At 57.7% G+C, this 21,431-nt stretch carries 21 protein-coding genes; 9 read left to right on the forward strand and 12 right to left on the reverse strand.

Annotated features, from left to right (window positions below; all coding sequences use genetic code 11):
* Positions 1-140: 140 nt before the first annotated feature.
* On the forward strand, positions 141-1,370 hold the full coding sequence (locus EAO82_RS13210) for a serine hydrolase domain-containing protein (RefSeq protein WP_218838601.1): 1,230 nt from the start codon (positions 141-143) through the stop codon (positions 1,368-1,370).
* Positions 1,371-1,409: 39 nt separating this feature from the next.
* On the opposite strand, the gene EAO82_RS13215 is transcribed toward EAO82_RS13210, so the two are convergent.
* The 11 genes from EAO82_RS13215 to EAO82_RS13265 form a co-directional block, all read right to left on the reverse strand.
* A complete protein-coding gene (locus EAO82_RS13215; protein WP_096346551.1) occupies positions 1,410-1,931 on the reverse strand; it encodes a lipocalin family protein in 522 nt (173 codons plus the stop codon).
* Positions 1,928-2,632 carry a type 1 glutamine amidotransferase gene (locus tag EAO82_RS13220; RefSeq protein WP_096346552.1) on the reverse strand — a complete coding sequence of 235 codons (705 nt, stop codon included), beginning with the start codon at positions 2,630-2,632 and terminating at the stop codon, positions 1,928-1,930. The genes EAO82_RS13215 and EAO82_RS13220 overlap by 4 nt, the downstream gene beginning before the upstream one ends.
* Before the next feature lie 27 nt (positions 2,633-2,659).
* The gene (locus EAO82_RS13225; RefSeq protein WP_096346553.1) at positions 2,660-2,881 is read right to left on the reverse strand and encodes a penicillin-binding protein; all 222 of its coding nucleotides are present in this window, start codon (positions 2,879-2,881) and stop codon (positions 2,660-2,662) included.
* 59 nt (positions 2,882-2,940) lie between these two features.
* Complete coding sequence (corA, locus tag EAO82_RS13230) at positions 2,941-4,002, reverse strand: magnesium/cobalt transporter CorA (protein WP_096346554.1); 1,062 nt, start codon at positions 4,000-4,002, stop codon at positions 2,941-2,943.
* 47 nt (positions 4,003-4,049) lie between these two features.
* Entirely contained in the window at positions 4,050-5,924 is a 1,875-nt protein-coding gene (locus tag EAO82_RS13235; RefSeq protein WP_096346555.1) for a diguanylate cyclase, read from the reverse strand.
* A 121-nt stretch (positions 5,925-6,045) separates the two neighbouring features.
* Positions 6,046-7,497, reverse strand: coding sequence for a siroheme synthase CysG (gene cysG, locus EAO82_RS13240; RefSeq protein ID WP_096346556.1), 1,452 nt, complete (start codon positions 7,495-7,497; stop codon positions 6,046-6,048).
* A 1-nt stretch (position 7,498) separates the two neighbouring features.
* Entirely contained in the window at positions 7,499-8,782 is a 1,284-nt protein-coding gene (gene serS / locus EAO82_RS13245) for a serine--tRNA ligase (RefSeq protein ID WP_096346557.1), read from the reverse strand.
* A gap of 38 nt (positions 8,783-8,820) precedes the next feature.
* Positions 8,821-9,192 carry a fluoride efflux transporter CrcB gene (crcB, locus tag EAO82_RS13250; RefSeq protein WP_096346558.1) on the reverse strand — a complete coding sequence of 124 codons (372 nt, stop codon included), beginning with the start codon at positions 9,190-9,192 and terminating at the stop codon, positions 8,821-8,823.
* A complete protein-coding gene (locus tag EAO82_RS13255; protein WP_096346578.1) occupies positions 9,182-10,474 on the reverse strand; it encodes a replication-associated recombination protein A in 1,293 nt (430 codons plus the stop codon). Before EAO82_RS13255 ends, crcB begins: the two co-directional genes overlap by 11 nt.
* Before the next feature lie 49 nt (positions 10,475-10,523).
* The gene (gene lolA / locus EAO82_RS13260) at positions 10,524-11,159 is read right to left on the reverse strand and encodes an outer membrane lipoprotein chaperone LolA (RefSeq protein WP_096346559.1); all 636 of its coding nucleotides are present in this window, start codon (positions 11,157-11,159) and stop codon (positions 10,524-10,526) included.
* A gap of 53 nt (positions 11,160-11,212) precedes the next feature.
* Positions 11,213-13,630 (reverse strand): DNA translocase FtsK, encoded by a 2,418-nt coding sequence (locus EAO82_RS13265; RefSeq protein ID WP_096346560.1) that lies wholly within the window; start codon positions 13,628-13,630, stop codon positions 11,213-11,215.
* 236 nt (positions 13,631-13,866) lie between these two features.
* Between EAO82_RS13265 and aat the strand changes: the two genes are divergently transcribed.
* The 6 genes from aat to EAO82_RS13295 all read left to right on the forward strand — a co-directional run bounded on the left by aat (position 13,867) and on the right by EAO82_RS13295 (position 18,415).
* Entirely contained in the window at positions 13,867-14,577 is a 711-nt protein-coding gene (aat, locus tag EAO82_RS13270) for a leucyl/phenylalanyl-tRNA--protein transferase (protein WP_096346561.1), read from the forward strand.
* 30 nt (positions 14,578-14,607) lie between these two features.
* Positions 14,608-15,315 carry an arginyltransferase gene (locus EAO82_RS13275; protein WP_096346562.1) on the forward strand — a complete coding sequence of 236 codons (708 nt, stop codon included), beginning with the start codon at positions 14,608-14,610 and terminating at the stop codon, positions 15,313-15,315.
* Between the two features lie 155 nt (positions 15,316-15,470).
* Positions 15,471-15,689 carry a translation initiation factor IF-1 gene (gene infA, locus EAO82_RS13280; RefSeq protein ID WP_036989719.1) on the forward strand — a complete coding sequence of 73 codons (219 nt, stop codon included), beginning with the start codon at positions 15,471-15,473 and terminating at the stop codon, positions 15,687-15,689.
* Between the two features lie 167 nt (positions 15,690-15,856).
* Positions 15,857-16,642 carry a molybdate ABC transporter substrate-binding protein gene (gene modA / locus EAO82_RS13285; protein WP_096346563.1) on the forward strand — a complete coding sequence of 262 codons (786 nt, stop codon included), beginning with the start codon at positions 15,857-15,859 and terminating at the stop codon, positions 16,640-16,642.
* Positions 16,643-16,650: 8 nt separating this feature from the next.
* Complete coding sequence (modB, locus tag EAO82_RS13290; RefSeq protein WP_096346564.1) at positions 16,651-17,325, forward strand: molybdate ABC transporter permease subunit; 675 nt, start codon at positions 16,651-16,653, stop codon at positions 17,323-17,325.
* A complete protein-coding gene (locus EAO82_RS13295; RefSeq protein ID WP_096346565.1) occupies positions 17,318-18,415 on the forward strand; it encodes an ABC transporter ATP-binding protein in 1,098 nt (365 codons plus the stop codon). Before modB ends, EAO82_RS13295 begins: the two co-directional genes overlap by 8 nt.
* 77 nt (positions 18,416-18,492) lie before the next feature.
* Here EAO82_RS13295 and EAO82_RS13300 read toward each other — a convergent pair whose 3' ends face one another.
* On the reverse strand, positions 18,493-19,701 hold the full coding sequence (locus EAO82_RS13300) for an acyl-CoA dehydrogenase family protein (protein WP_096346566.1): 1,209 nt from the start codon (positions 19,699-19,701) through the stop codon (positions 18,493-18,495).
* Positions 19,702-19,888: 187 nt separating this feature from the next.
* Here EAO82_RS13300 and EAO82_RS13305 point away from each other — a divergent pair, with 187 nt between their 5' ends.
* Positions 19,889-20,830, forward strand: coding sequence for a LysR family transcriptional regulator (locus EAO82_RS13305; protein ID WP_096346567.1), 942 nt, complete (start codon positions 19,889-19,891; stop codon positions 20,828-20,830).
* Positions 20,831-21,008: 178 nt separating this feature from the next.
* Positions 21,009-21,404: a MerR family transcriptional regulator gene (locus tag EAO82_RS13310; RefSeq protein ID WP_096346568.1), complete on the forward strand. Its 396-nt coding sequence runs from the start codon at positions 21,009-21,011 to the stop codon at positions 21,402-21,404.
* Positions 21,405-21,431: the final 27 nt, after the last annotated feature.

The raw sequence follows: 21,431 nt of genomic DNA on the forward strand, positions 1-21,431 counted from the left end.
GGCTCCAGCGCTTTTACAAGTATTTTTTCCGGGCACTATTCATTACCTTATGAAAAGACATAGCCAGCATCATTGCAGCCACCCCTGCGAGGCGTTAACAGGTAAGATCGAGGTTTGTCAGTACAGCCAATGGATAGCTCATGAACAGCCAGACGCCCCCCTCTACCGTGATTGCCGGAATGGACACCCAGCGCCTCGAGCGCATAGCTACACACCTGGACCGGGCTTATCTGCAGCCGGGCAAACTGCCTGGCGCAATGACCCTGGTCGCCCGCCGAGGCGAAATCACTTACCTGCACTCCCAGGGTTTGATGGACGTGGAGCGCAACAAGCCGGTGCAACGCGACACCCTGTTCCGTATCTATTCAATGACCAAGCCGGTCACCTCCATTGCGTTGATGCAGTTGTACGAACAGGGCCGCTTTCTACTCGATGATCCGGTGCACAAGTACATTCCCTCGTGGGCAAAGCTACGCGTCTACAAGTCCGGCATTCACCCGCAGTTTCTCACCACCGCACCTGACCGGCCGATGAGCATCCGCGACCTGCTGACTCACCAGTCCGGCCTGACCTATGGTTTTATGAACCGCACCAATGTAGACGCGGCTTATCGGGCACTGAAACTCGACGGCGGCACCGGGCATACCCTCGAGCGGCTGGTAGATGAGTTATCGCGCTTGCCGCTGGAATTCTCTCCCGGCAGCGCCTGGAATTACTCCGTGTCCACCGATGTGGTCGGCTATCTGGTTCAGGTATTGTCGGGTATGACCCTGGACGAGTACCTGGCAGAACATGTGTTCAAACCCCTCGGCATGATCGATACCGCCTTTACCGTGCCTACCGACAAGATTGATCGGCTGGCAGCCTGTTACCAATACCAACCGGGGGATCAGTTCAGCTTGCAGGACGATCCAGCGCATTCCGCGTTTACCCGTGCACACGGTTATTTGTCCGGCGGCGGCGGCCTGGTCAGCAGCATGGATGATTACTACCGTTTTGCGCAGGCGCTGGCTAACGGCGGCGAGTATCAGGGCGCGAGGATCATCGGGCGCAAGACGCTGGAGTTCATGCGCATGAATCACTTGCCAGGCAATCAGGACCTGCCGGGTGTTTCCGTGGGTGCGTTCAGTGAAACGCCCTACGAAGGCTCCGGTTTTGGTCTGGGTTTTTCGGTGAAGACCGATGTGGCGAAGTCACAAACCAACGGTTCGGTGGGGGAATACGGTTGGGGCGGCATGGCCAGCACCAATTTCTTTATCGATCCGCAGGAAGACCTGTTGATGATCTTCCTGACCCAGCTGATACCTTCGTCGAGCTATCAGATACGCCAGGAACTGCGCGCCATCATCAATGGCGCACTGGTGGACTAGTTGGTCGACCGTGCTGCGCCAGAAGCACAGCACGGCTGGTTATTCGTGCTCTACCCAGATCAGCGCCTCGGTATCGAAACCCAGTTCCGCCGCACGTTCGACAAACGCCTGCTTGTCCTCCTCGGGGATCTGCGGCTCGCGGGCCAGCAGCCACAGATAATCCGTATTGGGGCCGGAGACCCAGGAATACTGATAGTTCTCCTGATCCAGCCCGAAGATGCCATAAGCACCGTAGAACGGCCCGAAGAAAGACACCTTCAGATAACCGGTCTGCTCATCCTCGACAAAGTAGGCCTTGCCTTCCGCCTCTTCCCACTCGCCCTTCTCTTCCGAGTAGCCCTTGTTCAGCACCTTGATGCCGCCGTCTTCGCGCAGGCTGTATTCCGCCGTTACTCTGCTCAGGCCCTCTTCAAAGGAATGATCCAACCGGGCGATTTCATACCAGGTGCCAAGATAGCGGCTGGGCTCAAAGCCAGTCACCGGCTCGACGTTATCCGGCAGTTTCACGCACCCGGCCAGGCCAAAAGCCAATACGCCGAGCAATAATCCTATCTTCTTCAAGTCCCGCTCCTTTTCCGGTGCAGATATTCCAGCACTTCGCCCATTAATTCCGTCGCCCGCTCAAGTTCATCCTCCGGGATGCTCAGCAGGTGTTCGGCAGATTGGACCCATTGTTCAGGTTGCAGTTCAGCCGCAGGCGTTGCTTCGACAAAGGCTTTCACCTGCGCTGGCGTGGACTCGAGGTGGCACTGCAAACCGATGACCCGATCGCCTAACTGAAACGCCTGGTTATCACAGGCTCGGCTGCTCGCCAGTTGCACTGCCCCTGGTGGCAGATCGAAAGTCTCGCCGTGCCAATGCAGCACATTGATCTGCTCTGGAAAAGCGAATACACCCGCCTGCAGATGGTTAATCGCTCGCACAGGAAACCAGCCGATCTCACGCCCCGCATTGGGCCTTACCTGACTACCCATCACATTGGCGATCAGTTGTGCGCCCAGGCAAACACCCAGGACCGCCTTGCCATCATTGATCGCCCGGCGAATAAAGGCTTTTTCCGCCACTAGCCAGGGATGCTCTTGTTCGTCATTGACGCTCATAACGCCACCCATAATGATCAACAGATCAATATCGGCAAGCTCGGGCAATGCTTCGCCGCGGTGCAAGCGCGTGCAACTAATACTGTAGTTATGGCTTTCCAGCCACGGGCGAATGCTGCCAAGACGTTCAAAATCGGCGTGCTGCAGGTAATGCGCATGCATCGGTCACCTCCAGGTTGGATAACAGTTTCAATAGCAGGAATTGGGTGCAGAGTCCGGTCGTAACTCGCCCTCGACTTCATCAGGGTCGACATCATTGAGCAGTAGTATCTCTCTGACCTGCTCGATATCGGCGAGTATTCGCTGAAAGTCTTCGCCATGGTCGAAGCGATTAACATCCATGGACTTGGGCATGTAGGTAAAGGCAATTTTCAGCGCGGCCAGGGCATCGTCGCTCATCTTGTCGCTCATAAACATATCCCCTCAGAAAGCGGCTTTTGAGATTGCTAAAGTCTAAAGCGCAAGCTTGTCTATATCCAGCCGCGGCGGCGGAATGAATAGAGCAGGCTGCCGGAAATCAACAGCATCAGCGCCATCACGGCGGGGTATCCCCAGCGCCATTCAAGCTCGGGCATGAGCTCGAAATTCATCCCGTACACACCTGCAATAAACGTCAGAGGCATAAATAGAGTGGCAATGATGGTCAACACCTTCATCACCTCGTTCATGCGGTTGTTGATACTGGAAAGGTAAAGATCAAGCAATCCCACCAGCAGTTCGCGCAGCGTGTCTATGGTATCCATGACATGGATGGTGTGATCATAAACATCGCGTAAGAACACCCGCGTTTCAGCGCTGATCAGCGGGCTCTCGTCCCGGGACAGCCGGCCGAGCACCTCGCGTAGTGGCCAGACCGCCTTGCGCAAAATGAGCATTTCCCGCTTGTAGTGATGAATCTGCCGGAGATTGGCCGGCTGCGGATTTTCAATCAGCTGATCCTCAAGCGTTTCTATCTGCTCGCTGAGTTCCTCCAGGGCAAGGAAGTACTGATCTACCACCGCGTCGAGCAGTGCATAGGCAAGATAGTCGGCCGGCATGCAGCGGATCTGGCGCCCGTCCCGCAGGCGATTGCGCACCGCATCAAATATCTCGCTTTTTACTTCCTGCAGGGACAGAACAAAATGCTCACCCAGGACCAGGCTGACCTGTTCGGACTGGATTTCCTGGCTCGCCGCGTCATAGCGCAGTATGCGCAGAACCAGGTAGAGGTAGCCATCGTAGTCCTCGACCTTTGGCCGCTGGTCAACGTTGAGGATATCTTCCATTACCAGCGGATGCAGATTGAATGCCTGACCAACCGCCTCGATCACATCCGCCTGATGTACGCCATCCACGTTCAACCAGGTAACCTGGCCGCGCTGACGAACCTCGTAATCGCCGGCCGTGTCGATAAGCCGATCAGCCATATCATGCTGGTCATACTCAATGACCCGAATTGAGGGCGGTTGCGCCCGAGGGCTGCCGATATGAATCAGCGTGCCTGGCTCTGAACCGGCTTTGCGACCGCGCTTGACTACCAGCTTGCGTGCCATACCTATCCCCTCAGCATCATTGTCGACGCATCATGACAGAGCGGAGATTATCTGACACTCATCGGTGACACCGGCTTGGCAGAATACATGGCGCGGTCGGCCACGCTGTACAGCAGATCAATGTCCTGAGCGTCGTCAGGGTACATGGCCACGCCGATGCTCATACCGATCGACACCCACATTTCATCGTGCAGGTGTATCGGCTGTAGCACTGCCTGGAGCAATTTCTCTCGAATAACGGTAAGGGCCGCGTGGTTGCTAACTGACTCAATCACCAGCACGAATTCGTCGCCCCCTACCCGCGCCACGGTATCCACGTCGCGCAGCGCAGCCTTGAGCCTGCCAGCCACTTCGATCAACACCCGGTCGCCGGCCTGGTGTCCATGCTGGTCGTTGATAGCCTTGAACCAGTCCAGATCGATCATCATCAACGCGAAACTGCTGTTGGTCCGCCTGGCCCGCAACTGCGCCCCTTCCAGTCGATCGGTAAGCAGTTTGCGATTGGCCAGCCCGGTCAGCGTGTCATGGTTGGCCTGCTGCTCGAGCAGCTGCTTGCTCACCTGCAACTGCGTATTAGCGGCTTCCAGCTCCAGGGTACGTTCTGCCACCCGGGTTTCGAGCTGGCGTTCGTTGTCGCGCAGGGCTCCCAGCATAGTGCGATTTACCGCCAACGCCTCCTGTTGCGCCTGGTCTTGAGTATGCTGGATACTGTTGATGCGGTCGGCCAGCGCCAGTGACAGCAGCAACATCTCCGCCGCAGAGCCGAACAGCAGAGCGTTGGTAGTAAAGGCGTTGGACGGCAGCACGCCAAGGTTGTGCAACGCCATGACCAGAATGCTCAGCAGCAGCGATATCCAAGCTAGCACGAAAAAGCGCGCGCCCGGATGCCGGCGATAAAGACTCGCACCGCCCATGATCAACGCTGCAACGGCGAACATCATCGAGGTGATATTCACTACCAGCGCTGCGTAGAAATAGGATATGAAAAGCGTGCAGAGGAAGGTCAGTGCGTAAATCAGCCCTATTACCGGCATTACCCAATACATCTTCAGGCTACGCGGCGTAGCGCCCAGAAAGCGCTGCACGAATATCGCGCCAAACAGCCCGGCAAGAGACACGCTGGCGGTAGGCGAAAGATGAGTCAGCAGTGCATTGTTCGGCCAGATGAATTGCCCAACCAGCCCCGCCAGCCCCGCCTGGCCGAGCGCCAGGAAGGCGACGAAGGGCACATAGATCAGGTAGAGCTTTTCCCGCAGTGAAAAGAACAGGAACAGGTTGTAGATCAACAACCCTAAGGCGAGCCCGTAATACAGACTCAGAAATGAGTAGCTGAACTGATCGCTGGCCCAGAGCGCATCAGGTTGCCACAGCGTCACCGGGACCGACAGCGTACCCTGAGACGCGACACGCAAATAGAGGCTGTACTGCCGGTCCGGCAGCAGGTTCAACTCGAAAAGATGATGACGGTGCGGTAATGCCTTGGCTGAGAACGGCAGAAGATCCCCAGCCTGTTGCAACTGGTACTCGCTATCCTGTTCGGCAAAATACAGATCGACCCGATCCAGCGAAGCATGGGCGACTTCAAGCAGCCAGCGCTCAGGTACAGCGTCCGCCGTACTGAAGTTCAGATGCAGCCATACTTCGTCCTGAGTCAGACCGAAATTGGTGGCAGAAATCGACTGAGCTTCGGCGGCATCGAACTGATCAAGCCGCGTCTGCACCTGTGCCAGAGTCAATTCAGGACCGGCGTTCGTAAGCGATGCCAGATGGCCTGACAACGCGTAGCTGCTGTCGCCGCCAACCTGCAATTCCGACGCAACCGCCTGTGATGCCAGGCACCAACTGGCAAGCAGGAAATACAACCAGCAGATTCTGCAGGCAAAGGAAGATTTGCTGGTGCGCTCACCAGAGCTAGGTCTCATTGTTCTCAACAAACCAAGAGTAGACAGGGAAAGAACTCCATTTCACATTTGCCATCATAGCTGGCGCCAGGGGGCGCTGCATGATATCAAACCGCCATGCGGACCTGCTTACTACTTTAGTTCAACTCTGGCCGTTGTCAGGCTGACCCGCAGCTTGATTCATCACACCCTTCACCTCGCCTTCCACTTGCTCGGGAGAAAACCATTTCAGCCGGTCATGCAACTGCACTACCTCGCCGACAATCAACAGCGTCGGCGGCTTTATCTCGGTGCTCTCCACCAGGCCCGGCAAACTGCTCAGGGTGCCGATCAGCACCTTCTGATTGGCTGTTGTGCCCTGTTGAATCAAGGCCATGGGGGTGTCTGCAGCGCGACCATGCTTGATCAGCTGCCGGCAGATATCCGGCAACCCCACCAGGCCCATATAGAACACCAGCGTTTGGCCCGGCGCCACCAGATCAGCCCAGGGTAGATTGGTGGTGCCATCCTTCAGATGCCCGGTGACGAAGCGTACGGACTGGGCATGATCACGGTGAGTCAGGGGGATACCTGCGTAGGCCGAACAACCGTTAGCCGCAGTGATGCCCGGCACCACCTGGAAAGGTATGCCATGCGCGGCCAACTCTTCGATTTCTTCTCCGCCCCGCCCAAAAATAAACGGGTCGCCGCCTTTTAGCCGCAATACGCGCTTGCCTTCGCGGGCGAGGCGCACCAACAACTGGTTGATCTGCTCCTGCGGCACAGCATGCTCCGCGCGCGCTTTACCGACGTAAATACGCTCAGCATCGCGGCGGCAAAGATCAATGATTGCCGTCGGCACCAGACGGTCATACAGCACCACATCCGCCTGTTGCATCAGTCGCAATGCACGGAAGGTCAGCAGGTCCGGATCACCCGGGCCGGCGCCGACCAGATAGACTTCACCAACGTAATGCTGCCCGGCCTGCTCAGCCAACCGTCTTGCGAGCAGATCCTCGGCGGCCTGATCCTGGCCGGCGAAAATACGTTCGGCGATATCGCCCTGGAACACATTTTCCCAGAATACCCGGCGTTGATTGATCTGCGGAAAGCTGGCCTTCACCTGACTGCGAAATCGCTTGGCTAGTTGCGCCAACTTGCCATAGGTATGCGGGAATAGCGTCTCGATTCGCGCCCGGGTCAAGCGGGCCAACACGGGCGCGTGGCTGCCACTGGACACGGCAATAATCAACGGCGAGCGGTCGACAATCGCCGGGAAAATCACCGTACACAGATCCGGCGCATCTACCGCATTGACCGGCAGGAAGCGTGCTTGCGCATCGGCGGAGACGCGAGCATTAAGCGGCTCGTCGTCGGTGGCGGCGATGACCAGATGAACACCGTTCAGATCCTCGGACTGATAGCCGCGCAGCACACATTCACCGCCGCCCTGCTCCACCAGCAAACGCAACGGCTCCTCGATCTCCGGTGCGACCACGCGCAACACGGCGCCGGATTCGGACAGGAGCCGTGATTTGCGCAGGGCAATCTCGCCCCCGCCAATGACCAGCACCCAGCGGCCCTGGAGGTTATGAAACAGCGGTAGATATTCCATATCAGCCGATGGTCTCGAGGCCAGCCATATAAGGGCGCAACACCTCAGGCACGCTGATGCTGCCATCGGCCTGCTGGTAGTTCTCGAGAATGGCTACCAGGGTGCGACCCACGGCCAGGCCGGAACCGTTCAAAGTATGCACCAACTCCGGCTTGCCGGTTTCCGGATTACGCCAGCGGGCCTGCATGCGCCGCGCCTGGAAGTCGCCACAGCTGGAGCACGACGAAATCTCCCGGTACTTGTCCTGGGTCGGAATCCAGACTTCCAGATCATAAGTACGGGTAGCGCTGAAGCCCATATCACCGGTGCACAAGGCCAGCACCCGATACGGCAGATTGAGCAGCTTGAGGATGTTCTCCGCATGCCCGGTCAGTTCTTCCAGCGCCGCGGCAGAATCCTGCGGGCGCACTATCTGGACCATTTCGACCTTGTCGAACTGATGCTGACGGATCATCCCGCGCGTATCACGGCCAGCAGAACCGGCTTCGCTGCGAAAGCAGGCGGTGTGCGCGGTCATTTTCATCGGCAGTTGATCAGCAGCGAGAATGCTCTGGCTGACAATATTGGTCAGGGTGACTTCTGCTGTAGGAATCAGATACAGATCGCTCTGCCCTTCCCCACGCGGTACCTTGAACAGATCTGCCTCGAACTTGGGCAACTGCCCGGTGCCTTGCAGCGCTTCGGCCTGCACCAGATAAGGTGTAGAGACTTCCTCATAACCGTGTTCATTGACGTGCAGGTCGAGCATGAATTGCGCTAGCGCCCGGTGCAGGCGCGCGATAGGCCCGCGCATCAAGGCAAAACGTGCACCCGACAGCTTGGCCGCCGTTTCAAAGTCCAGATAGCCGTGCTGCTCCCCCAGAGCCACGTGGTCCTTGACCGCAAAATCGAATTCGCGTGGCGTCCCCCAGCGGCGGATCTCGACGTTGTCGTCTTCATCCTTGCCGGCGGGCACGTCTTCTTCCGGCAGATTCGGCATGGTCAGCATCAAGGCATCGAGTTCGGCCTGAATACTTTCCAGCTCCTGTTTGGCGTCGTTCAGCTCGCTGCCCATGCGCTCGACATCAGCCAGCAAAGGCTGAATATCTTCGCCTTTGGCCTTGGCGTGACCGATCGCCTTGGAGCGGCTATTACGCTCGGCTTGCAGTGTTTCGGTGCGGGTTTGAACCGACTTGCGGCGCGATTCGAGTGCTTCCAACTGCGCGACGTCCAGGGTAAAACCGCGGCTGGCGAGGCGCTCAGCGACCAATTGGGGTTGGCTACGAACCAGTTTTGCATCAAGCATGGGTCATCATCTTATGGTTGCGGGTTGCAGCCTGGTGACTATCGAGTCAGTGCCAGGCCGGCCCAGGTGGCGAGCAGGCAAACGCACACGCTGAGCAGAATATATCCAATGGCCAATAAGGCCTCACCGTTCTCCATCAGCCGCAAGGCGTCGAGGGAGAAGGTCGAAAATGTGGTAAAGGCGCCAAGGAAACCGATAAACAAACCCTGGCGCAGCAGCGGCGAAAATTCCGGTCGATGCAACCACAGGCCGTAAAGTATACCTATCAGCAGACAACCAATCAGGTTGACCGCAAAGGTAGCGAGCGGAAAGGCCTTAGGCCAGGCAGTCATGGTCCAATGCGCCACACCGAATCGCGCCAGTGCACCGACGGATCCACCCACTGCAATAGCTACGACGCTACTCAACATCCTTTGGCTGCCTCCTTTGCATCGGGCTTGCTGCATCCAGACTGCGCAAGTACTGCAATTTTTGCCCGATCTTCAGCTCAAGCCCTCGATTGACCGGATTATAATAACGTCTCGGCTCCAAGGCTTCAGGAAAATAATCCTCTCCGGCGGCGTAGGCTTCCGGCTCATTGTGCGCGTAGCGATAGCCCTGGCTATAACCCAGCTCTTTCATCAGTTTGGTCGGCGCGTTTCGCAGGTGTAGCGGCGGCTCGTGGGAGGTCTGGCTGGCGACGTCCTTCATTGCCGCGTTGAAGGCGTTGTACACCGCATTGCTCTTCGGCGCGCAGGCCAGATAGACGATGGCCTGTGCTACCGCCAGCTCGCCCTCCGGGCTGCCCAGGCGCTCCTGCACATCCCAGGCATTCAGGCACAAGGTCAGCGCTCGCGGATCGGCATTGCCGATATCTTCGCTGGCCATGCGTACCACGCGGCGGGCGATATACAGTGGGTCACAACCGCCGTCGAGCATGCGCGCGAACCAGTACAGCGAGGCATCCGGATTGGAGCCGCGCACGGACTTGTGCAGCGCGGAAATCTGGTCGTAAAAGGCTTCACCGCCCTTGTCGAAGCGCCGACGGGTGTCATTCAGCAGATCACTGACCAGTGCGGTATCGATGGTGCCGCCGTCCTCTACCAGGTCAGCGGCAATTTCCAGCAGATTCAGTACCCTGCGCGCATCACCGTCGGCAGCTTCAAGCAGGATATGCTTGGCCTCGCTGCTGATTGTCAGCCGGTGGTTACCCAACCCTCTTTCGCTATCTGCCAGCGCACGCTCGAGCAAATCGCCCAGCGCCTCGGCATCCAAGGATTTGAGCACGTAGACCCGAGCCCGTGAGAGCAAGGCATTGTTCAATTCAAACGAGGGGTTTTCGGTGGTCGCACCAATAAACAGCAGTGTGCCGTCTTCAACATAAGGCAGAAAGGCGTCTTGCTGCGCCTTGTTGAAGCGATGCACCTCGTCGACAAACAGAATCGTCTGACGACCATTCTGCGAGGCTTGCTGCCGCGCCAGATCTACCGCCTGGCGAATATCCTTGACCCCGGCCATCACCGCCGAGAGCGTAACGAAATGCGCATCAGCCAGTGTGGCGATCAAGCGCGCGAGTGTGGTCTTGCCGACACCGGGCGGGCCCCAGAAGATCATCGAGTGCAGCGCGCCCTGCTCCAGCGCGACGCGCAACGGCCGGCCGGCAGCCAGTAGATGCGCCTGCCCGGCGTACTCTTCCAGATTCGCCGGCCGCATGCGTGCAGCCAGCGGTTGATGGGACTTTTGCTCCGGAAACAGGCCGCCCTTACTCACTGATGACGTCGATCCCGTCAGGAATATCGAAAGTGAACTGCTCCTCGTTCATGCTCTGATTCAGCTGCACGTCCTGGAACAGGATGTTGGTGCGTTGGCCAACGGCATCGCTCATCTGCATGTCGTTGATAACGCCATCACGGAACGACAAACGCAGGCTGTCGAACAGCGTGTCACTGACTTTGGGCGTCAAGGTGAAGTCGATCACATTGCCCGAGTCTTCCCAGGTAATAGTGAAGTTTTCCTGCAGCTTGCTGACATCGCCCGAGAGCAGCAGTGCGGGTGTATGGGTCAGACGCTGGTCCATTTCCTGGATGGTCACCTGTTCCAGATCCGGATCGTAGAGCCAAATTGTCTGGCCGTTGGATACCAGCTCCTGTTCGGCGGGTGCATCGGTATGCCAGCGGAACATGCCTGGACGCTTGAGCGCCAGATTACCGGTGGTTTCCTGCATGCTCGCGCCATTGGCGTTGAGGGTCATCTGGGAAAAATCCGCGGTCATGGTGCTGGCGTTAGACAGCAAGGTGTTCAAGCGCTGCGCGGCAGCGTCTTCGTCAGCCATGACCATGGCTGGCAGGCTGAACAGGCAAAGCGCTGCGAGGCTGTGACGAAAAAGGCTTTTCAACATGGCAGAGTGGGTTCTCCGAGTGCTCTATCGAGCTTCATTGGGCGTCGGCCCGCTCAGTCACGCACCGGTGGCGGTGCAATGACCTCACGCGAGCCATTGGTATTCATCGAGGTTACGACCCCGGCCATCTCCATGGCTTCGATCATCCTTGCGGCGCGGTTATAACCGATCTTCAGCTTGCGCTGCACGGCAGAAATCGATGCTCTTCTGCTTTCACAGACAAAGCGTACTGCTTCGTCATACAGCGCATCTTCTTCGCTGTCACCGCCGCCCATGCCACCAGATGTGTCAAAACCGCTACCGGCGCCATCATCCGCGCCATCGAGGATGTCCTGAATATAATTCGGCTCACCGCGTTTTTTCCATTCATCCACCAGACGATGAACCTCTTCGTCGGAAACGAAAGCGCCGTGCACCCGCACTGGCAAACTGGTCCCTGGCGGCATATAGAGCATATCGCCATGGCCCAACAGTTGTTCGGCACCACCCTGATCAAGGATGGTCCTGGAATCGATCTTGCTCGATACCTGGAAAGCCATACGTGTCGGGATGTTGGCTTTGATCAGACCGGTAATGACGTCAACCGACGGCCGCTGGGTCGCGAGGATCAGGTGGATGCCGGCGGCCCGCGCCTTCTGCGCGATTCGTGCAATCAACTCTTCGACCTTCTTGCCGACGATCATCATCATGTCAGCAAATTCGTCGATCACTACTACGATCACCGGCAGCGTTTCTAGTTCCGGAGCGACATCCTCCATGGACTCGCGGCGGTACAGCGGATCAGTCAGGGGTGTACCGGCCTTTTCCGCATCCTTGACCTTGCGGTTATAGCCGGCAAGGTTACGCACGCCCATCGCTGCCATCAGCTTATAGCGACGCTCCATCTCCGCCACGCACCAGCGCAATGCATTAGCGGCTTCTTTCATATCGGTTACGACCGGCGCCAACAGATGCGGAATGCCCTCATAGATAGACAGTTCGAGCATCTTCGGGTCAATCATGATCAGGCGCACTTCTTCCGGCGGCGACTTGAACAGTATGCTCAGCAGCATGGCGTTCACGCCCACCGATTTACCCGAGCCTGTAGTACCAGCTACCAGCAGGTGCGGCATCTTGGCCAGGTCAGCCATCACTGGATTGCCGCCAATATCATGACCCAGCGCCAGGGTCACCGGCGACGTAGCCTCGTCGAACTCGCGCGTCTGCAGTACTTCCGAGAGCCGCACGATTTCGCGGTCCTCGTTGGGAATCTCGATGCCCACGGTGGTCTTGCCGGGAATGACTTCAACCACGCGCACGCTGATGACCGCCAGCGACCGCGCCAGATCCTTGGCCAGATTGGAAATCTTGCTGACTTTTACACCAGCAGCGGGCTGAATTTCGAAACGGGTAATCACCGGGCCTGGCTGGACTTTCTCTACCTCGGCCTCTACGCCAAAGTCCTTGAGCTTGAGCTCCAGCAGGCGCGACATACCTTCCAGTGATTCGGCGGAAAAACCCTTCTGTTTCTTGCTCGCAGGATCCAGCAGCGAGATCGGCGGCAGTGAACCGGGCTCGACTGTTTCACTGAACAGCTTGGATTGTTTTTCCTTGTTCAGGCGCACGCTCGGCTCTACCGGCTTGGTATCCAAGGGCACGATTTCCGGCGGCTGGCGATTCTCCTGCGATGCCACATGTTTGGCAAGCGACTCGTGGCGCTGGGCCCGCGATGCTTCAGCCTGCCGCTGCTCAGCCGGGCTGAATACCGGCTCGTTGCGTGGCGGGCTCTTGTGCGGGCGGCCAGGCAAATCGCGCTCTACTGCGGAAGAGGCCCGGCGGGCGCGCCAGCTGTGCCAGGCACGCTTGAGCAAATCGAGCAGATCCAGGGTGATACGTCCAGTCAGCTCCATCACCTTGAACCAGGACAGGTTGGTAAACAGCGTCAAACCGAACAGGAACAATGTCAGGAACAGCAAGGTACTGCCTTGCATGTTAAGTACTGGTTGGGACAAATCAGACAATAGCTCACCCAGCACCCCGCCCGCCTCGGCGCCTTCGGGGAAGGTTTCCGGCGGCGTACCGTGCAATGCAGCCAACGCGGTACCGGCGAACAAGGTGAGGAAGAAGCCAATCAGGCGCCAGGAAAATAACCAGCCGTTCCAGATAAACGGCAGATGACGGCGGCGAAACATCTGCACGGCCTTGACGATCACGATGATCGGGAACAGATAGGCCAGATACCCAAGGCTGAGTAACAGCACATCGGCAATCCACGCACCCATGCTGCCGGCAGCATTGCCAACCTGGTCCACATCGCCACTGCGGGTCCAACCGGGATCCGACGTCTGATAAGTAAACAGCGCCATACACAGGTATAAACACAGGGCAACCATGGCCAGCAACGCGCCTTCGCGAAGTCGCAATGTTAACTGTTCACGCCATAGGGGCAGCGCTGTTCGGGCTTTGGTATCCTTCAAAACGGGTGTATCCATCGTTGGTCAGCCGGTCATTGTACGAGTCCGGCAGGAGAATTCACAATCACTGCCGACAGACTGAAGACAGATGATTACCAGAAGTCGCTAGGTTGACTACCTAAACAAGTTTGCGTTCCATTGTATTATGGAACTATATTCATAAATGACAATAACTTATATCAGCTTCTTGATAAACCTTTTAAACCTGGCGATTGGCTGGACCCACCCTTTCGCTTAACACCACCAGGCGCAACATGCTTCAACTGACTTGGCTTGATGAACAGGATCTGGAGTTCCCCTCCGCTGATCTGGCGCTGGATGACCCGCCTGGCCTGCTGGCCGTTGGTGGCGATCTTTCGCCTGCGCGTCTGGTGAAAGCCTACCGCTCAGGCATCTTCCCCTGGTATCAGGATGGTCAGCCACTGCTCTGGTGGTGCCCCGATCCGCGCACGGTGCTGCAGCCGTCACAACTGCACGTATCGCGGAGCATGCGCAAATTCCTCAGGCAAACGGACTTTCACGTGTCGCTCAACAGCGCTTTCGCCGATGTCATGCAAGGCTGCGCCGAGCCGCGAGATTACACCTCTGCCACCTGGATTACCCAGGATATGCAACAGGCTTACCGCGAGCTGCACCGGCTCGGCATTGCTCACTCGGTAGAAGTTTGGGAAGCTGACCAACTGGTCGGCGGGCTCTACGGCCTGGCGCTGGGCAGGGTTTTTTTTGGCGAATCCATGTTCAGTCGGCGAACCAATGCCTCCAAAATGGCCTTTATCCATCTGGCAGACCAGTTGGCACACTGGGGTTTCGAACTGATCGACTGTCAGATGCCCACCGATCACCTGTTCAGCTTTGGTGCTCAAAGCCTGGACAGGAGCCAATTTATTCAGCGTTTGACCACTCTGTGCCCGGAAGGAAGCGAGAGCGCATGGGGAACTTCATCAGGTGAAAAACTGCCCCTATAATGAATACAGCAATTTGCAGAGCCCGCGATCATGACTAACCTTGCCCACCTCAAGTTTTATGCCACGCAGCCGCATGCGTGCAGTTACTTGCCGGAGCAGCGGGCAACCACCCTGTTTCTCGATCCGCAACAGCCGATTGATCTGGAAACTTACAGCCAGTTGTCCGAACTGGGTTTCCGGCGCAGCGGCGATCACCTCTATCGCCCGCATTGCCAGGCTTGTTCGGCCTGCATTGCCTCACGGATTGCCGTCGACGACTTCATTCCCAACCGTCAGCAGGCCCGCATTCTCAAGCGCAACAGTGATCTGCGCGTCAGCGCGCATTCACCCACCCTGACCGAAGAGAATTATCAGCTCTATGCGCGTTACATAGAGTCGCGTCATCGGGACGGCGACATGTATCCACCTAGCCGCGAGCAGTTTGCTTCCTTCCTGGTGCGTGACTGGTCGTTCAGTCAGTTTCACGAATTCCGCCTGGGCAACGAACTGGTCGCGATCGCCGTGACCGATCAGATGCACAACGGCCTATCCGCGGTATACACCTTCTACGCACCCGAGCACGCCCGCCGGAGCCTGGGGCGTTACGCGATTCTCTGGCAGATTGAGCAAGCGCGGCGCCAGCAATTGCATGCTGTGTATCTGGGCTACTGGATCAAGGGCTGCCGGAAAATGAATTACAAGACCGAATACCGCCCGCTGGAGATGTTGGTCAACCAGCGTTGGGTGCGGCTCAACTGAGAATACTCTTGGCAAGATTGCCCGCCAGATAGCGATATTTACCAGTTTTTATCAATGAAACTTGGCTGTTGTGCTCTTTTCAGGCACAATTGCTCACCTTTTTTGCGGGCACGACTTGAATCGCCCGCTGATTTTCCGACATGTGAGAGGCCTTAATGGCGAAAGAAGACAGTATTGAAATGGAAGGCACCATTGTAGACACATTGCCGAATACCATGTTCCGCGTCGAACTGGAGAACGGTCACGTTGTTACTGCCCACATTTCAGGCAAGATGCGCAAGAACTACATCCGCATCCTGACCGGTGACAAGGTTCGCGTTGAATTGACGCCCTATGACCTGACCAAGGGTCGTATCACCTACCGCGCTCGTTAATCCGGGCTGTTTCTGCCCGGTTGCCCTGGCCACCCCCGGCCAACATCAACGCCAGCTTGTATCGCATCCGAATAACATTCGGGTGGGCGTTGTTATGTCTGCCGAAAGCCGGAAAATTGTGGAAGAATGGTAGCGCCCCACCCTCTCCCCCTTCCACGGCAGCGTTTATGCTTAAACTCAGTACCTGGCGCACCCTGATAACGGCATTGAGCCTTCTGATCTCCTGGTCCGTTTCAGCCGCCAGCAGTCCCCCAGTCATCGCCGCAGCATCAGATCTTCAATTTGCCCTGACCGAGATTGCCGAGGACTTTACCCAGGAGTCGGGTCAACGGATCAAACTAGCCTTCGGATCATCGGGTGTTTTCTACCGTCAGATCATGCAGGGCGGCCCCTTCGAGCTGTATCTCTCCGCGGACGAAGCCTATGTCGAGCGTTTAGCAACCAATGGCATGACGCAAGATGCCGGCACCCTGTATGCGCTAGGTCGACTCGCCCTGGTGGTCCCGGATACTGCCGCGCGCAATGCCGACAAACAGCTTGGTGATATGCGCGAAGGGAACGTCGACAGCAGCATTCAACGCTTTGCGATAGCCAATCCGGAACATGCGCCTTACGGCCAGCGTGCCGAAGAAGCGCTTCGCCATATCCGGGTCTGGGACGTTCTGAAAGATCGCCTGGTACTCGGCGAAAACGTTTCCCAAGCCGCCCAGTTCGTCGCCAGCGGCAACGCTCAGGCAGGCATAGTGGCTTACTCCCTGGCCTTGGCACCGGCACTTCAAAAACACACCAGCATGGCGCTGGTGCCGGCCGCTTGGCACCAACCCCTGCGTCAGCGTATGGTTTTGACGAACAAGGCCGGCCCGGTCAGCGAAGCTTTCTATCACTATATGCAGACGCCTGCGGCCAGGGCGGTGATGAAGCGCTACGGCTTTGACTTGAATAGCGGAGAATAAACACACCCATGGATTGGTCGGCTCTCAAACTGTCGCTGGAACTGGCGTTCTGGACGCTGGTGATACTGTTGCCCGCCGGCATTCTGATCGGCCGCGCGTTGGCCTGGCACCAGTTCCGCGGCAAGATTCTGGTCGAAGCCTTGCTTGCCCTGCCCCTGGTGTTGCCACCGACGGTGCTGGGTTTTTATCTGCTGCTGGCGATGAGCGCGGACTCACCAGTCGGGCGTCTCTGGCAATCGCTGTTTGGCTCGCAACTGACCTTCTCCTTCAGCAGCCTGCTGATCGCCTCAGTCATCTTCAATTTGCCCTTTGCCATTCAGCCAATGCAGCGAGCGTTCGAATCCATACCCCGTGATGTGCGCGAAGCCGCTCGGTGCTGCGGCATGTCGCGCTGGCGCGCGCTGCGCCGCATCGAACTGCCGTTGGCATGGCCGGGCATCCTCTCCGCATTGGTGTTGACGTTCGCGCATACGCTAGGTGAATTTGGCGTGGTGCTGATGGTCGGCGGCAATATTCCCGACGAAACCCGCACCATCGCTATCGCCATTTATGATCGGGTTCAGGCCTTTGATGATCTGGGCGCCAGCAGAATGTCGGCCGTTCTACTACTGATCTCGATTTTGGCCATCAGTCTTTCCTACCTGGCCACGGCGCGGCTTTATCGAGGCCAACGGCATGTCTGACGGAATACGGCTGAGCCTGAGCCAGCAAGACGGGATACCGCTTAACGCGACGATCAGCTGCGAACCTGGCAAAGTGACCGCACTGATCGGCCCTTCCGGCAGTGGAAAATCAACCCTGTTACGCAGCATTGCCGGGCTATACCAGCCACAGGCCGGGACCATCGTGTGCGCCGGTGAAACCTGGTTCGACAGCCAAAACCAGATCAACCTGCCCACGCAGGCCCGCAGGATCGGTATGGTTTTTCAGCACTTCGCGTTATTCCCCCACCTGAGTGCCCGGGCCAACATTATCGAAGCCTTGCAGGATCACTCGCGCGCTCAGCGACAGGCCATCGCCGAGTCCTGGCTTGAGCGCGTGCATCTGCATGGCCTGGGTGATCGACTGCCGCACCAACTGTCCGGCGGGCAACAACAGCGTGTCGCAGTGGCCCGGGCGCTAGCACGAGAACCCAAGGTGCTGCTGTTGGATGAACCCTTCTCGGCGGTGGATCGGCGTACCCGCGAGGCCCTGTACCTTGAGCTGGCAGAGTTGCGCGGCGAGCTGCGCATGCCAGTGCTGCTAGTTACCCACGATGTTCAGGAAGCGACCTTGTTGGCTGATCAGATGTGCATCATTTCAGCCGGCAGCTGCCTGCAAACCGGCACACCCAATCAGCTATTGCAGGCGCCAGCCAGCGCGCAAGTGGCTCAACTGCTGGGCGCCCGTAACCTGTTTCCTGCGCAGATTATCAGCCACACAGCGGACCACAGCCTGCTGCGCTGGCAAAACATGAGCATCAAGACAAAGCCCTGCCATGAACTTGCCATCGGCGAGCCGGTGGACTGGTTTATACCTGAGACCGGCATACTGCTGATGCCGTTGAATGAAAGGCCTGGCACCGAGTTGGATAATCCTGTCGAAGTGATGGTCCAGAGTATCTTGCTGTTGGGTGATGAGTGCCGCGTCAGCCTTAAATCGGGTGACGCCGAGTTGGCCATGCGCGTACCCCAGCATGTCGCCCAGCGCTATGCGTTGGCTGTCGGTCAGCGCCTCCAGGTGCGGCTGCGGGGTGAAACGATTCACGCCATGCCGCGCCAGCCTGCTGGTTAACAAAACTACCACCAGCAGAAAGCAAAAAGCCGCCCCCAGGATGTCCCGGGGGCGGCTTTTTTATTGCGATGGCTGTATCAGCGAGCCATGTACTTGCCCAGCTCGTGCTTGCCAATCGCGGCGCGGTGCACTTCATCAGGACCATCGGCCAGACGCAGAGTACGCTGCATGGCGTACATGTGTGCCAGCGGAGTATCTTCCGATACGCCAGCACCACCGTGCATCTGGATCGCACGGTCGATCACGCGCAGCGCAATGTTCGGCGCCACTACCTTGATCTGTGCGATGTCGCTCTTCGCGACCTTGTTGCCCACGGTATCCATCATGTAGGCCGCGTTCAGGGTCAGCAGGCGAGCCTGGTTGATTTCGATACGCGATTCAGCGATCAGGTCGATGTTGCCACCCAGCTGAGCCAGACGCTTACCGAACGCTTCACGCTCAACCGAGCGACGGCACATCAGCTCAAGCGCGCGCTCAGCGGCGCCGATGGAGCGCATGCAGTGGTGAATACGGCCTGGCCCAAGGCGGCCCTGAGCAATTTCAAAGCCGCGACCTTCACCCAGCAGCACGTTTTCGTAGGGAACGCGCACGTTCTCCAGCAACACTTCAGCGTGGCCGTGTGGTGCATCGTCATAGCCGAATACCGGCAGCGGACGAATCACTTTCAGGCCGGGGGAGTCCATGGGTACCAGAATCATCGAGTGCTGCTGGTGACGCGGCGCATCAGGATTGGTCAGACCCATGAAGATCATGATCTTGCAGCGTGGATCACAGGCGCCGGAGGTCCACCACTTGCGGCCATTGATAACCCACTCGTCACCTTCGCGACGGGCGTTGGCCTGCATGTTGGTTGCATCGGAAGACGCCACGCCCGGCTCGGTCATACCGAAGCAGGAACGGATCTCGCCAGCCAACAGCGGCTTGACCCAGCGCTCTTTCTGCTCTTCGTTGCCGTAGCGAACGATGGTTTCCATGTTGCCTGTATCCGGCGCGCTGCAGTTGAAGGCTTCGGAAGCCAGACCGGAACGGCCCATCAGCTCGGCCAGCGGTGCGTATTCCAGGTTGGTCAGGCCGGCGCCCAGCTCGGACTCGGGAAGAAACAGGTTCCACAGGCCAGCAGCGCGGGCCTTGACCTTGAGTTCTTCGACAATAGCGGTAGGCTGCCAGCGATCACCTTCATTTACCTGTTGGTGAAAGATGTGCTCGGCGGGGAACACGTGCTCCTGCATGAATGCGTCAACGCGTTCGCGGAGGTCATTAACCTTGGGTGAGTATCCAAAATCCATAGTTGCGGGCCTTTTTTGATGACGATGGTGTAGCGACCCTGATGATGCTAGATGAGGCTCCCCGATTTATCTAACCTATTTTCTGCGTGTATAAAGCCGTATAAGCAATATATACTTCACTTATTATGATTGGGTGATGTCTCGAAGTGAGTCACCTTGCCGAAGCCCTACCGAAGGACACGTTGCGATGAACCTCAGTAAAGTCGACTTGAACCTGTTCATTGTATTTGATGCCATCTATACCGAAGCCAATCTGACCCGCGCCGGACAGATTGTTGGCATCACCCAACCTGCAGTGAGCAACGCCCTCGCCCGTCTGCGCGAGACCTTCAATGATCCATTGTTCGTCAGAACCGCCCAGGGCATGGTACCCACGCCCATGGCGCAGAACATCATTACGCCGGTGCGCCACGCCCTGCAATTGCTGCGCGTGTCCGTGCAGGAAAGCCGCAGCTTCAATCCTGATCAGGCGACCAAGACCTACCGCATCAGCATGACCGATTTGACCGAGGCGGTCATTTTGCCTCATCTGGCGTCACGTATTCGCCGCCTGGCTGCCAATATCAACATCGACAGCTTCCTGACCAAGCGCCGTGAAACGACCAAGGAGCTGGCTGCCGGCCGTCTGGATTTCGCTATCGACGCGCCGCTGAATACCGATACCCAGGTGCGTCACGTCAAACTCTTTGAAGATCGCTACGTCTGCGTTATGCGCCGCGACCATCCGCTGACGGCAAAAACCAAGATCACTCTGGATGACTACTTGAGTCAATCGCACATCCATATCTCCAGCCGCCGCAATGGCCTGGGGCATGTGGATCTGTCGCTAGGTAAAATCGGCCTGCAGCGCCGCGTGGTTTTGCGCTCGCAGCATTACCAGATGGCGCCATTGGTGCTGGAATCAACCGATATGGTCATGACTGTGCCCGAGCGCTTCGCCCGCCGTCATCAGCTGCATTACTCCGAGCTGCCGATCGACGACGTGCCACCGATCGAAACGCACTTGTTCTGGCACGAAAGCACCGACCAGGATCCGGCCAACCGCTGGATGCGTGAACAGATCATCGAGCTGTCGCAGCAGCTGGAGCGCAAGATCATGCGCGAGCGCGAAGCTGCCGCCACCGAGTAATATTCAAGCAGATGCCCGCAGGTGTTTAGCCTGCGGCTCTGCTGACTGCCTTTGCCACTTGCCGCCGCCCCGTTCAAATTTCGTCCTTCAGCATCGTCCTTACCCACTAATGATCAATTGACAGATTTCGCGCGCTTCTTTACGTTAACGTAAAGGTTAACCAAAGGATCGCCCACCCATGACCAGCTACTCTATCTCCGATCTCGCCCGCGAACTGGATATCACCACCCGTGCGATCCGTTTCTATGAAGAACAAGGCCTGCTCAGCCCGGAGCGCCGCGGCCAGGAAAGAATCTACGCTGCCCGTGACAAGGTCACCCTAAAGCTGATTCTGCGCGGCAAACGCATTGGCTTCTCCCTGGCCGAGTGCCGTGAACTGATCAGTCTTTATGACCCGGCCGGCGGCAACCATAAACAGTTGCAGACCATGCTCGACAAGATTACCGAGCGCCGCGCGCAACTGGACCAGCAGATGCTGGATATTCAGCAGATGCAGATCGAACTCGACACCGCCGAAGAACGCTGCCACGCGGCACTGATCAGCGCCCGCGCGGGCCAACCGATCAGCGCTTGAGCTTCGCCCCGACAACAACAATGCTGC

It is taken from the genome of Halopseudomonas pelagia (assembly GCF_009497895.1).
In the GTDB taxonomy this organism is placed as follows: Bacteria; Pseudomonadota; Gammaproteobacteria; order Pseudomonadales; family Pseudomonadaceae; genus Halopseudomonas; species Halopseudomonas pelagia_A.